Below are 12195 nucleotides of genomic sequence, written 5' to 3' on the forward strand. Positions count from 1 at the left end.
GCACATCTAGACGTCAATGCAGAAGAAACGGTGCTCACCTTTGATATGGAGGGAAATGCCAAGCCCATACACACGAAGGAGATTACGACACCTCTTTTCCGATAAAATAGAGAATTTTTAATTCATTTTATCCCATTCCATCGAAATCTATCAGCTCTACTGTGGGACATTCATGATAACGTCCCACGACACGAACATTCATACCTGTCCTATACCGATAGAAACCAGAAAGATTGGTGATAACGAGCTCATAGTCTTGTCCTGCCTTGATTTGATCAATAGTAAGCAGATGGCGGTAACTTTTGTCGCTCAAATGGCGGAATTCATAAAACATACTATCGGGCAGCAAGACTGACTCTGCATCGTCAATATGAAGAGTGGTGGAGACGACACCCTCAGGGATGCATATACCTGTCAAAATGAGATGAACATCAGTACCACAATAGTTACGGAGCACTTCAGTATCAGAAGTGAAACGATGTTCTCCGAATACGATAATGCAGCGCAGTTTAGACCACAACTGAGTAACGAGCTGAGTACCTATGGCATGTACCTGCATCACTTCCTTAACGACACTTGCACGTTCAGAATCCCCGATTTCATCGCACAAAACAGGCCAGTGTTTCTCAATAAAACGTATAAGTTCGACGAAATCTCCATAGCGATTACAAAGGACATAAGCAATGTTCTCGTGGCTTAGGGCATGATGTGCGCGAAGGCGGCGGGTCTTGATAACATCAGGCGACATCAAGACGTCAATGGGTGGAACACTGATTTTCTCATAAAGAGTCTGACGGCTACGCATCATAGAACCGAAGACCGTACCCGTTGAAGCACCGCTGGTCAGTGTGTCTACCTGGCAGTCTAACAAATTAAGGACGAAGCCATCGAGTAGGAAACCGTTGTATTCTGCCGTATAAATCGCTGTTCCTAGGGTATATTCATTAACAGAGAGGACACCTAGCCTTGTGAGTGGTACACGATGGTGAGTGGACGAAAGCGTGAAATGCTCTGTGCGGTAAGCAGTCAAAAGATTTTTCTCGTCCTTTTCTATCATACGAGTGATGTATGGGAGGTAATCGCTATAGGTAGAGACGGGCACACGTTGCTGATAGTCGCTGACACACTGAATGCTAGAAAAGTCATACTTCACACCATACTCCGTGTGGGAATTATCACGTAGCAAACGCATCAACAGATCCTCCTGGGTCTGCATGGGAGGTGCAAAGGTTGTCTCATCTATCCTACTACGGATACGCATACTGTCGGCCCAAAGAGCCTCATTAATCATCTTGATTACTTTTTCGTCAGTCATTTGATTTAGTTTTGCGAATGGTTAGCACATGGTGGTTACGTGAGGGGTGGCTATAATGAGAGCGGTCTATAAGATCTCTGACAATACTCAACAAATCTGTATTGATAGGGATGCCACTATGGGAAATATCAATACGGATTCCTTGAGAGTCGATGCTAAGCACCAACTGGTAGGCTGTATCCTTCATCTCCGTGATGACAATCTCCAACACGACAATAAGTTGTTGTATTGCTCGTTTGTCAACCTTTCCATTCAGTGTATCAGCCAAAAACTGTTTATAATCACCTCCTGTAGTCAGTGTATACATCTTCTTTTCAACCATTGCATTTATATAGCCTATAGAGAGCTACAAAGATACCAAATTTTTCAATAATTGCAACAAAAAATCACGTTAGGTACGCACATTTTGTATATTCCGTAACTATTTTTGTAAATTTCGTAACTTTGCATCGTGGAGCCCTGGCATAAGTACATGATGTCTCTGCCAAAACAAAGGAAGATCTCTAATTAATCAAGTAAAGATCTCCAATTAATCAAGTAAAGATCTCCAACATATCAAGTATAGCGCCCCAATGGAATAAGCACATAACAAGTCAGTATCTCCTATTCATGTCCGGTACTTGTACGGTAGATGTCCGGTATATGTCCGGTATAAAAGCGGACATGTACCGGGCAAGTACCGAACATATAGCGGACAACAACAGGAGGTGCATAGGCGCTACGCGGGGGCTACTATATAGATAGAATGGAGATATGCATGAGATATGCTGGAGAGTAACATGAGATGTTTCGAATGAATGGCGCTTTGGATGATACTAAATAAGAAATAAGCGAAGTAACTTGAATGCTACTTCGCTTGTTTCTTAATACTCATCCTCGTTGAAAACTTGGTTTCCGACGATTCTATACTGATTTTCAATTACTTGCATCATAATTAACTATTTTTAGCCAAATAAACCGCACGGCCTGAGGAGGTCAAAGGCGATTCATTGGTGAGTTCGACAAACTTATTATCTGTGTGCAAAGATACAAATTCCTTTTGAATTAATGCAAGATTTTAATTAAAAACTTTGTTTCGGCTCCAAAAACGAATGAAAACGAGCCTCTTATGTATAAAATATATAAAAGGTGGGGGATGCTTTTATCATTTTTCAATTATTTGTAGTACCTTTGTCGCTGGATTTCGCATTAGTGCGATACCCAAAGACATTGTGGGCAAGAGAAATGGCGTTCGCTATCTCATTCAATGACCTCGAAATGTAGGAAGTTTCAAGGAATAATAGTCAGAGAATAGATAAGGTGAGCGTTCACGTTATAGCGTGGGCGAAACTTATCTGACTATTTTGGCACTTCCTACAGCCACGAGGGAAAGATATGGGTTGTTCACGCTTTCTTTATGCCCTGCGGTTAAGAACATTTAACGCCCTACGATGCAGGATTTCCCGCTTCACGGCGTTTATATAGACAGAAACATTAACAACAAACAATTATCGAAATGAGAACAATGAAACTCTGGAGAATTACATTTGCCTTGCTCGCAGCATTCTCCCTCGCCTCTTGCGACAAGGACGACCCGTTTGTGGAAACTGATTCTGGCAAGAATACCTTTGGTTTCCTACTGAACGGGAAGAAAGTGGAATATGCTTGGCAACCAATTCTGCCTTTCACCGATTATTCGGAACCAGTGCAAGCCTTAGAATATGGCAATGATACACTCCGTATCTATGCACACCTGGAATCTATCGAAGAATTGATGGGGGCGGAAGTTATAACTATCGACATGCCCATTAGTAAACTTACAGCGGGTGCAGTCTTGGATAACGTGGCAGACATCGGGCTGACATACCATGCCGGGGCGGTTCAGGAGGGTAATGTCACTCATTATCATAACCGAAACCTCGACATCATCAAATCGCGCGTTAGCATCCGTTCCTGCAAGCCAGGCGAAGTCCTGTCTGGCACATTCGAGTTCGAGGGCGATGCCGAATTCTTGGATGGCACGACAAGGCACTGCATTATAACCGATGGGCATTTTGATGTAAAATGGAAAAGATAGCAATAAGATAATGAAAACAATGAAACTCTGGAGAAACATCCCAGCGATGCAGAATTACCCATTTGGGTAGTAGATTTATTTGGCAGTTTGCATACTTTTGCAAACCAGCAAGACATTTGCGAACTATTGAGAATCATTGAGAATCAAATTCTTTGGAGAGTTCTGCATTTTGTCGTAAATTTGCATCAGAAAACTTTCAGACATAGTAGTTTTATCTTAAATAAAAGTGTAAGCAATATGAAAACAATGAAACTTTTAAGAAACATGGACAAGCATACGAAGAACGGGCTTGTCTCTATGATGTGTTGGATTCTGTTCTTGATTGTGTTGTATGGCACATATTCCTATGTGCAGGACGCTCCACTGAAAGGACTGTTAGACAAGGAGACTGGCGGACTCATTTCGCTGGCCTTCTTCGTGGTGTGGGCACTCATTTGGTTTGCCATCGGTCGGCATTATAGCCGCGACTACGAGCAAAAGAAAGAAGCGTGTCGCAATCAGTACCCATCCGTCAGCGACGAACTTCTTAACAAAGCATTCAGGGACGAGTATTTTTCTAAGATTGCCAAGATGCTATCATGTGTATTCTTCTTTTCCGTACTTGCTTACGTCGCTGCAAACGTCCGCGAAGAAGTCTCCACGAGGAATTGCATCTACATTGGTGTGCTGATGTCGTTATCAATTCTTACATACTGGTATTATAAGACTCATAGCATAGCAAAACTCAACTGAAATCTCTCTTGGGCTGTGGTGGGCATTTGTGAGAATCCCCACCAGCCCCTTTCGTCCTGCATCCCCAGCATCGAGGAGGATAAGGCCGCAGCCGTAGAGCATTACGTTATCGGCTATATGGCCTTTTGGCACATCGCCTTTGTGGATGAGGACTGCCTCGTGCCATGTCAAGATGATGTACTCTGCACCGAGGCCCGACAGAAGATAGACCGCTACATTGCCGACCATCCGCCAGTCGAGACCTTTCCCCGCTTCTATCTTGTCCTGCTTCGCCAACCCATCGCCCCGATGGAACCCGACGGCATGAGCCGCGTGTATCAGATGTAACCCCCGAAATGTTACAAAACCCCTGAACATTTGTTCAGACTTTCACCTCGGCAGACACTTTTTTGGTCTTGTCGGGGGCTTTTTCGTGGGACTTTCTGTAACTTTGTGGCTCGGAATGACAAAATTATTGTAAAATGAAACATCTGAAATTGGAACTAAGACATTGGACGCAAGCAGATGCAATGGAACTGACAAGCCTGTGCAATGCTGTTGACAGGCGTTTCCTTTCAGACCGTCTGCCCTATCCTTATACGGAAAAGGATGCGGAAGAATGGTTGAAGATGGTTACCGAAAATGATACAATTACTGGTATCTATCGGGCTATAGTATGTGATGGGAAACCCATAGGCAGCATATCGGTTGAGAAGAAAGATGATGATGCAGAAATCGGTTATATGCTCCATAATGCCTATTCAAACAAAGGGATAGGCACAGAAGCAGTCAAACAGATATGCCCCATTGCATTCAAGGTCTTGTCACTTGAACAGATAACGGCTAATGTCTTTCAACCAAACATAGCTTCAATAAGGGTGCTACTGAAGAATGGCTTCAAGTATAAAAGTGCTATACCAAATGCCGTCATAAAGGATGGGAATGATTATGACTTGCTTATTTACGGATTGACAAAAGAAACGATATAAAGCATAAGCAAGATGAAACATACAAAACTTCTCTTTCTCCTAATTGCCGCCCTCGCATTCGCCTCTTGCGGCAGCGACGAACCAAGATATGCCGACCCGGAGGCACACGAAAAGACCGTGAAGCTGAACGAACAGTACGGGCCGCTCATAGTCGGCACATGGCACTACGAGAACATCAGCGACACGCAGCGATACTTCGAGCGCCTCACATTCCAGGCCGACGGCACACTGACGGGAATGCGCAAATGGCAAACCCGCAAGCCCGTCACCATCGACGGCGAGCAACGCTACACCGACTGGGAGGACGTGGAACTGAGCGGCACGTTCACAGGAACATGGCAGCTGAGATACTGGAGTCCCGAGGGCAATAGCGGCGAGAAGCGCAACTGCCTATTTCTAAATGCCCAGTATGAAGGTGCAAATAGTGGACACATGGCCTACTCTAATATCGCCACCTTCGACTACGCCGATGAAACGACGCTTCGATTCGAAGGATTTTACTTCAAAGACAAGGATGGATGGATTACCTTCCTTCGCGGCAATCAAGAGCCAAGTTTTTAACTCCATTTATTACAAGCCTGCCAGCAGCAATTACTGACAGGCTTGTTTTTCGGTGTATTACATGTGGTATCCACGGCTTAGAGTTTGTTGTCGTTCTTCCTTCATGTCTTGAACGATATAGGAAAGTTGTCCCTTCACTCGTTCGTGTTCATCGCTCTTCAAAAAGGGAAGTGAGGCATTAAGTACTGTGACAGCAGCTTTCTCCTTATCGGGCTGGCTATTCATGTAGCGTTTGACATCGCACTCCTGGCGATAACTGAAACTGCGATAGCCAGACTGAATATAATCAATTACAGCTTTAACAGCACCTCTTAGCAGTTCTGAAAGGGTTGACAGATAATGACCGAGTCGTTCGCGATAATCATTGATGATGCTGTCCTTTAGACGGATGATCCTGTCTTTCTCTTGATTATCCTGCTGATGGCGGAATACCTCACCCTTATACTTGCCCTGCAGATCCTCAATTTGCTTATCCTTCTCTGCAAGTTGCTGGGTATGGTGGTTCCGTTCAGCATCTAAAGCCTTTTGATATTGACGCTGCATGGCTGCTTTTTGCTTTGGCAGTTCCTCTTTTAGGCGCTTATTTTCTTTCTCCATATCAGCATACTTGCCCTTACCAAAAAGGTTGGCCACTCCAGAAACGATGGCATTGCCGTTTTCTGTATTCAGTCTATCCCGTTTCTCGGCAATCTCGTTGTCAAGTTCAGCACTCTGCTTTCTCTGATTAGCCAAGATGAAGTCTTTTCGTTCCAAATGTTCGGCACCCGTCTCTTCCTTGCGCTTGCCTCTCTCCATCTCCAATGTCTCTGCAACCATATCCTGAATTTGGGACATGTCATCGGCATTCAGTTTGAAGGACTTGCCTGTCTGGTGGTCTATCCAGTCCCAGATGATATGCGCATGGAGGTTTGGCTGCCATGTCGATTTGTCCTCTGGATTCTCATAATGCCCTTCATCTCTGTGCATGTGTATCTGGATGGCTCTGATGCCCCACCTCTCATGCACTCGATTGACATAGTTCAACAAATCGTCCATTTTGGTATCAGGCTTGATGTTTACCACACCCTCACGAATGGGACTGCTGCCCTTACGAACTCTCGTTTTACCATTTTTGTCCTTATACTCCACATCCTTCTCCTGCATGGCCCTGCCAGTTTTTTCCTTGACCAATGCCTTCAAATAGTCGTTGTGCTGCTGAAGGGTAACACCTTCCATGCCAGGTGCGATATACATTTCGTTGTTGTGGGTCAATTCAAGACGTATGTATAGCCGTGCTGGATCGAGAGACTTGATATAGTCCTCGTCTCTTCTGTTGTGTCGTTCGCACTGAGCAATATTGCACGGCTTGATGTGCTCAGATGCTTTTGCTATTGTAGCCATATCTTTTCCTGTTTAATACGTTATATTATTGTGCTATTGCCCCAAAGAGGTATCGGGGTGTGAACCCTGATTGGTGGGTGCAGGGAGAGAGTCACTTCCTGCTCAGGGTTCTTAGGGGCAGATGCCACTGAGCGGGGCGGTCAAGGGGGAGGGTCACCCCCCTTGCGAGGTTCCATAGGGCAAGCAGCCCTTGGTAGGTTCTTAGGGCAAAGCCCTGAGTCCCTCGGAAGAGCCCACAACTACGAAAGCGAAGCTCGTAGTTATAGTGGGCTATATCAAGGGCAAGCCCTTTATCTCCCTGCACGCATGTCACGAAGTACTAACCTTTCTTGCGCTGAATGAGTTTCCAACGGAGATTAGGCAAATTTCCCACATAGTGTGATTCTTCTTCATCGCATATCTCTAGGCCTAATTTGTCAACGAGTGATTGAACAGCAGAGTTTCGTCTTATCATGTCTGCCAGAATCTCGTGAGAGGTAGCTTTCATCAGGAAGAAGTCTGCAATGTCAAGACCTGCCTCACGATGCTCGTCTGCGGCTTGCTGCTCTATCACATCAGACATAATGACCCGTTTGCAGATGAACTTCAGAACTTGTGTTTTCTTCTGCCACTTATCCCAACCGCCGAGATCAGGAAAGAGAACTACCGTTCGTCCTCGGAGTACTTGCATCGTTTTCTCATTGAAACAGCCATCCATGCCGCCAGTGGCCAGCCATACGAAATCTGGCATGAAGTGTGCCATGATAAGAGCCGTCTTCTCACTTTCCACAAGGGCAACGATTGCTGTGGGTCTTTGACGAAGCTGATACTCGCCAAACAGGCACTGAACCAGATGGAAGTCTTGCAACTTCAGTTCTGAGTGTGCCCATGTGACTTGACTTGTTGGCTTTTTTATGCGGTGGCCTGTCTCGCGATTATACCCCATCAGCTTACCACCGCGTACATTGCCGTTGAAGTCAATCTGCCAGAAGACCGTACATCCGCCCCACTTATGTCCTGTCCCTACAAAATACAACTGGAACAAACGTTTGGTTTCTTCTTTGCCGAAGATGCTACACAGATAGGCATGTAGAGGATTCATATCAAATCTGGCGATACTCTTCTGCACAATCTCATAGGGAATCAGCGACGGTTCCATGGGCTTGGGTTTCTCTTTCCCTATTGTTGATTTCGTCACCTTATTATATATATGGGTGTTGTCATCCTTCCAATCCTTGGGTGCCTTGTCTGGATAATCATGGAAGTAGTCCTTGGGAGTGTAGTGATAACCACAACTGTGCTCATGGTCGCAACGGCCTACCGTGTCAGGAAACTCAATGATACCCTCTTCATCCACATAGCGGGTGAAGCAGCGTTTCCTCTTACACTCAGGGCAGGTGATTTTGCTACCATGCTTGTACTTCTGGAGATGGAACCTGAAATCACTCATCGCTGCCTCCTTCCTGTGCACCGCTTGCACTCTGCACTTCTGCACTTTGCACTTCCTTTTCACTGGAGGGTTCTGACGAGTCTGAATCCGAAAGTGCAGAAGTGCATTGTGCAGAAGTGAAATCATGCACTATCTTGGAATAGACTCCCTGCTTAACCCTTATCACTGTAGGATGGCTGGACTCGCATAGTCTTTTGAGAGAACTATAGACAGTACGGCGTGAAAGCCCTATACTCATAGCTGCTGCCTCTGCATCGGCTGAGGTGAAGGTATCGCCAACAAACTCCAACCAATCATCGCTGCTCTTTGAATTGGGCTCAGTGATGGTGCAAGCCTTTACCCGCTGATAGGACTCCTCAAAATAGTCTATCAGACTTATCGCTCCCTTAACAGAAATCAGATCTATGGCATCCATCTGGCACTCTCCAGCCGACCAGCGTATCACCTGAAGGATAAGAGCCAGACGGGCTGCATTGCCGTTGAGTTTCATTTGGCGGCTTTCTACCTCATTGTCATCCTCAATGGCATTCACCCTGTCAATAATCTCATTATTCCAGCAATAGAAGTAGTTTTTGGCATCCTTCGTCATCTCCAGCACCTTCGGATTAGCGGTAACCCCATCTTCACAGAGTTGGAAGGGGATATTCAGTACCTTGTTGACATACCATGACCACGTATTCATGGTGTCAGGGTGCTGTTTCTGGTCTATACCCAACTGCCATTCAGGAATTTTCTTGTTCTTGGGGAATACGAACAGGAAACGGTCGGTCAGTCCGTTGGCAACATACTCCTTCCTGAATATCTCATCAAGGATATTGGTCTGTACACCACCTATCAGGTTGATACAAGGACGGGGGATACTCATCGGAAAAGCCTCTGTCTTCCTGACAGCCTTTATCGGCTGGCCACTATAAGCAGACAGCAAATCCTCTATCAGATTGCTCTTTGCACTATAGCGCTTTACAGAATTGAACAGTGCTACCACCTCATCAACGAGTAGTACGATGCCACGAGGGTTGTCGTAATGGATGCTTAACATGGCCTCTGGGGTGAAGTCAGAAATAACAGTCTGCACCAGACGGGGCTTCTCCATCGGTTCCTTCACCTCACCGTCCTTCTTTACGACCTGCTGCTGTTCGTACAACTCATATTCCTTGTGTGCCTTGGCAAGCAACTGGCGGTCATTCTCACGGATGGGCTGATAAAGGAAACCCAATGGCGGTGTCTTGCCGAGTCCCGGTCTGCCCACCAATATCATAAACAGGGCGCAACTGCTAACCCAGTTACCTTTAATCTTCACATGGTAGGTATTACCAATGGCTGTAGCATAGGCAGAGAGAATGATGGAAGCCGTGTATTCCATGTTGTAGTTCTCGTAAGTTACCAGATCATAGATAATCTTCTGTATGCGCTCAGGGAACACATCCATCGGAAAGCCAGTTTCAGCAACTCCTTCCACTTGTGCATGGATTTGGTTAACCAGATGGTCAGTATCAATCACCATACATCACCTCCTTTCCGCTCTGGTAAGTTTGGATTGGTGGCAAAAGCTTCATAATGGAATTTGCGCAGGAACTTGTTTACATCGTCTTGCGTATACCAATACTTATCGCCTTCACGCGAATAGCCTATATAGCCATTGTCACGTAACTTCTTTAAGTACCTATCCTTAACTTGAAGCAAGTCCATCAGTTCCTTATTGCTATAGAGTTGACGTGTGCATACCTGCTTCGCTCTGACAGGAGAATCTTCTTTTCCTGCCAGGATTGAGAGGATCTTTTCTAAAAGTTCCTTCTCAGAAAAATCACTATTTTTTTTCTTCATGTTAAAAATGCTATGGCTCCAGAGCTTGATTGCACACTCAAGTCCTTTACCGATTATTATTATGCAGAGCAATTGTGCACTTGCGTCTGCGTTTATCGGCGGCAAAGGTACCTATATTGCCATAGACACGGTGTTAGCCTGAATTTGGCTAACACTGCATAACATGTTAGGATGGTATTAGGATGAAGTTAGGATGAAGTTATCCAAAGACCCATAACTCCTTGATTATAAACAAAAAAAGAGTAGCTAATACAGCTACTCAAAATAATTCGTCGATTTTGTCACTTCCCTGTGGAACAGGGCTGTCTTTTCTATTTTGTCGAGATTGTGCTAAGTCCGTTACTTCAAACAATTCATTCAAGTCGGACTCTGGAAAGAACTCTGTTCGACCAAATTTCCAGAAGGTTTTATCTTCTATTCGGTCATATTTGGGTCTATCCTCGCAATAAATTCTTCCACACATATAAGCTAAAAGAACCTTAGACTGCTTCCACTTGTAATGGTCGCCATTCTCTTCCATCAGTCCCGCCTCTATTGCCTTTGAGAATATTTCACAAGCAAGTTGTGTATTAAGTCTGGAGGGAAGTTGGACATGTTCTTTAGCTTCATTTACTCCATCATCATCTACATGATTACTATCTTCTTCAGAGTTTTCTTCAAGCTGCGATTCTGATGAGATTTTTAAAACAGAATCTTTCTTTTGCATTGCCGCATGAACCTTTTCCGCATTACAAGCAAAAATGGCAGAACAAATAAAAGAGAGAATTATGGAATATACTGCGATTTGATTAACCACACCATTCTCAACAATCTTCACCAGACCGAGACCAAGTGACAATGCAGTTCCTATAAAGAGTATCAACGCCGCAGCCCATAGGATTGCTCGTTGATGTCTTTTGAAAATATAAGCGATTGCAAGCATTAAAACAGATAGTCCTATCGCCAAAAAAGAAATTTGAAACATCATCAGCTAATTTTTGACAACAATTCTTCTGGGGTTATATCCTGATACAGGGAGACTCCAAACCATTTCTTTCCCAGATCTTTCAATGATGCTCCAAAATGATACACTTTGTCATCGATAATAAGCCATCTGTCATGACTCATGCGGAACACATTAACTGGTATTGGATCATATTGCGCGTCATGCCGTTGGATGGCAAGTTGCATAGCACTGTCTATTCTTGCCGTATAGATGCAAGCAGTAACACCATTTGCGCGTTGATCAAACATCGTCAAAATCTCCTCGTTGATATAGTTATCAATAAGAATAATCCTATGCTCAGCACTCTTTATAAGCTGCATCACCAATTTGAAAGCATCGAAAATCTGTCCGTCAAAGAACACGCCTTCATTCGGCAACTCAGGCGTTTTAACTATCATGTCAAACTTCTGGTCATGTTCGTGCAAATGATTCTCCACCGCAGACAATCGTTCATTTTGTTCTTCCAAGCGTACGTCTATCTGCCGCTGCATGGCTATCATCTGCTGATGAAATGCATAACCTCGGAGTAGATACTCCTTAAGCGTCCTATTTGCCCATTGACGAAACATAATACCCCTTTTGGTATTAACACGAAAGCCCACAGAGATAATAGCATCCAAGTTGTAATAGGTTAACGTTCTGTTGACCATCCTATTACCTTCCTTTCGAACTGTTCGGAAATTCCGAACGGTTGCCTCCTGTTCTAATTCCCCTTGGTCGTAAATATTCCTAATATGCTCACTCACGTTAGCCTTACTGGATTGGAATAGCGTAACCATCTGCTGCTGGGTCAGCCAAACAGTCTCATCTTCCAATCTAACCTCAAGGCGCATGGTGTTATCAGGTTGGTAAAAGATTACCTCACCTTGCACTTCGTTTACTGATACTATATCGTTTGCCATCTTACCAATCGTTTGAGCCTGCAAAATTACGAATTATTCTTCG

The 12195-nt window shown here is 44.6% G+C and carries 13 protein-coding genes; 5 read left to right on the top strand and 8 right to left on the bottom strand.

Features of this window, described 5'->3' with window-relative positions; all coding sequences use genetic code 11:
* Nucleotides 1-127 precede the first annotated feature (127 nt).
* Both BLU47_RS09195 and BLU47_RS09200 read right to left on the bottom strand, forming a co-directional pair.
* Nucleotides 128-1315, bottom strand: coding sequence for a GH3 family acyl-acid amido synthetase (locus BLU47_RS09195; RefSeq protein WP_091961558.1), 1188 nt, complete (start codon nt 1313-1315; stop codon nt 128-130).
* On the bottom strand, nt 1308-1622 hold the full coding sequence (locus BLU47_RS09200; RefSeq protein ID WP_176780523.1) for a hypothetical protein: 315 nt from the start codon (nt 1620-1622) through the stop codon (nt 1308-1310). The genes BLU47_RS09195 and BLU47_RS09200 overlap by 8 nt, the downstream gene beginning before the upstream one ends.
* A 1188-nt stretch (nt 1623-2810) precedes the next feature.
* Here BLU47_RS09200 and BLU47_RS09205 point away from each other — a divergent pair.
* From BLU47_RS09205 to BLU47_RS09225, 5 genes are all read left to right on the top strand, one after another.
* Entirely contained in the window at nt 2811-3371 is a 561-nt protein-coding gene (locus BLU47_RS09205) for a hypothetical protein (RefSeq protein ID WP_091961562.1), read from the top strand.
* Nucleotides 3372-3608: 237 nt separating this feature from the next.
* Entirely contained in the window at nt 3609-4103 is a 495-nt protein-coding gene (locus BLU47_RS09210) for a hypothetical protein (RefSeq protein ID WP_255402138.1), read from the top strand.
* 15 nt (nt 4104-4118) lie between these two features.
* Complete coding sequence (locus tag BLU47_RS09215) at nt 4119-4430, top strand: hypothetical protein (protein WP_091961567.1); 312 nt, start codon at nt 4119-4121, stop codon at nt 4428-4430.
* A gap of 134 nt (nt 4431-4564) precedes the next feature.
* On the top strand, nt 4565-5071 hold the full coding sequence (locus BLU47_RS09220; protein WP_091961571.1) for a GNAT family N-acetyltransferase: 507 nt from the start codon (nt 4565-4567) through the stop codon (nt 5069-5071).
* Between the two features lie 12 nt (nt 5072-5083).
* Nucleotides 5084-5632 (top strand): hypothetical protein, encoded by a 549-nt coding sequence (locus BLU47_RS09225; protein ID WP_091961574.1) that lies wholly within the window; start codon nt 5084-5086, stop codon nt 5630-5632.
* Between the two features lie 57 nt (nt 5633-5689).
* Here BLU47_RS09225 and BLU47_RS09230 read toward each other — a convergent pair whose 3' ends face one another.
* From BLU47_RS09230 to BLU47_RS09255, 6 genes are all read right to left on the bottom strand, one after another.
* Nucleotides 5690-7012: a plasmid recombination protein gene (locus BLU47_RS09230; RefSeq protein WP_091961577.1), complete on the bottom strand. Its 1323-nt coding sequence runs from the start codon at nt 7010-7012 to the stop codon at nt 5690-5692.
* 319 nt (nt 7013-7331) lie between these two features.
* A complete protein-coding gene (locus BLU47_RS09235) occupies nt 7332-8441 on the bottom strand; it encodes a DUF6371 domain-containing protein (protein WP_255402139.1) in 1110 nt (369 codons plus the stop codon).
* Complete coding sequence (locus tag BLU47_RS09240) at nt 8434-9945, bottom strand: DUF3987 domain-containing protein (protein WP_091961580.1); 1512 nt, start codon at nt 9943-9945, stop codon at nt 8434-8436. The genes BLU47_RS09235 and BLU47_RS09240 overlap by 8 nt, the downstream gene beginning before the upstream one ends.
* Nucleotides 9939-10265 (bottom strand): helix-turn-helix domain-containing protein, encoded by a 327-nt coding sequence (locus tag BLU47_RS09245; protein ID WP_091961788.1) that lies wholly within the window; start codon nt 10263-10265, stop codon nt 9939-9941. Before BLU47_RS09245 ends, BLU47_RS09240 begins: the two co-directional genes overlap by 7 nt.
* Before the next feature lie 259 nt (nt 10266-10524).
* Complete coding sequence (locus BLU47_RS09250) at nt 10525-11232, bottom strand: hypothetical protein (protein ID WP_091961583.1); 708 nt, start codon at nt 11230-11232, stop codon at nt 10525-10527.
* Entirely contained in the window at nt 11232-12152 is a 921-nt protein-coding gene (locus BLU47_RS09255) for a virulence RhuM family protein (RefSeq protein WP_091961586.1), read from the bottom strand. Before BLU47_RS09255 ends, BLU47_RS09250 begins: the two co-directional genes overlap by 1 nt.
* Between the last annotated feature and the right edge of the window lie 43 nt (nt 12153-12195).

The sequence above is a fragment of the Prevotella sp. tc2-28 genome (assembly GCF_900107705.1).
Taxonomy (GTDB): Bacteria; Bacteroidota; Bacteroidia; order Bacteroidales; family Bacteroidaceae; genus Prevotella.

Excerpts from the sequence above, each read along its gene's own strand:
- BLU47_RS09255 (WP_091961586.1), bottom strand. The coding sequence starts at position 12,152 with ATGGCAAACGATATAGTATCAGTAAACGAAGTGCAAGGTGAGGTAATC.
- BLU47_RS09200 (WP_176780523.1), bottom strand. The coding sequence starts at position 1,622 with ATGTATACACTGACTACAGGAGGTGATTATAAACAGTTTTTGGCTGAT.
- BLU47_RS09220 (WP_091961571.1), top strand. The coding sequence starts at position 4,565 with ATGAAACATCTGAAATTGGAACTAAGACATTGGACGCAAGCAGATGCA.
- BLU47_RS09230 (WP_091961577.1), bottom strand. The coding sequence starts at position 7,012 with ATGGCTACAATAGCAAAAGCATCTGAGCACATCAAGCCGTGCAATATT.
- BLU47_RS09235 (WP_255402139.1), bottom strand. The coding sequence starts at position 8,441 with ATGAGTGATTTCAGGTTCCATCTCCAGAAGTACAAGCATGGTAGCAAA.
- BLU47_RS09245 (WP_091961788.1), bottom strand. The coding sequence starts at position 10,265 with ATGAAGAAAAAAAATAGTGATTTTTCTGAGAAGGAACTTTTAGAAAAG.
- BLU47_RS09210 (WP_255402138.1), top strand. The coding sequence starts at position 3,609 with ATGAAAACAATGAAACTTTTAAGAAACATGGACAAGCATACGAAGAAC.
- BLU47_RS09195 (WP_091961558.1), bottom strand. The coding sequence starts at position 1,315 with ATGACTGACGAAAAAGTAATCAAGATGATTAATGAGGCTCTTTGGGCC.
- BLU47_RS09225 (WP_091961574.1), top strand. The coding sequence starts at position 5,084 with ATGAAACATACAAAACTTCTCTTTCTCCTAATTGCCGCCCTCGCATTC.
- BLU47_RS09250 (WP_091961583.1), bottom strand. The coding sequence starts at position 11,232 with ATGATGTTTCAAATTTCTTTTTTGGCGATAGGACTATCTGTTTTAATG.
- BLU47_RS09205 (WP_091961562.1), top strand. The coding sequence starts at position 2,811 with ATGAGAACAATGAAACTCTGGAGAATTACATTTGCCTTGCTCGCAGCA.
- BLU47_RS09240 (WP_091961580.1), bottom strand. The coding sequence starts at position 9,945 with ATGGTGATTGATACTGACCATCTGGTTAACCAAATCCATGCACAAGTG.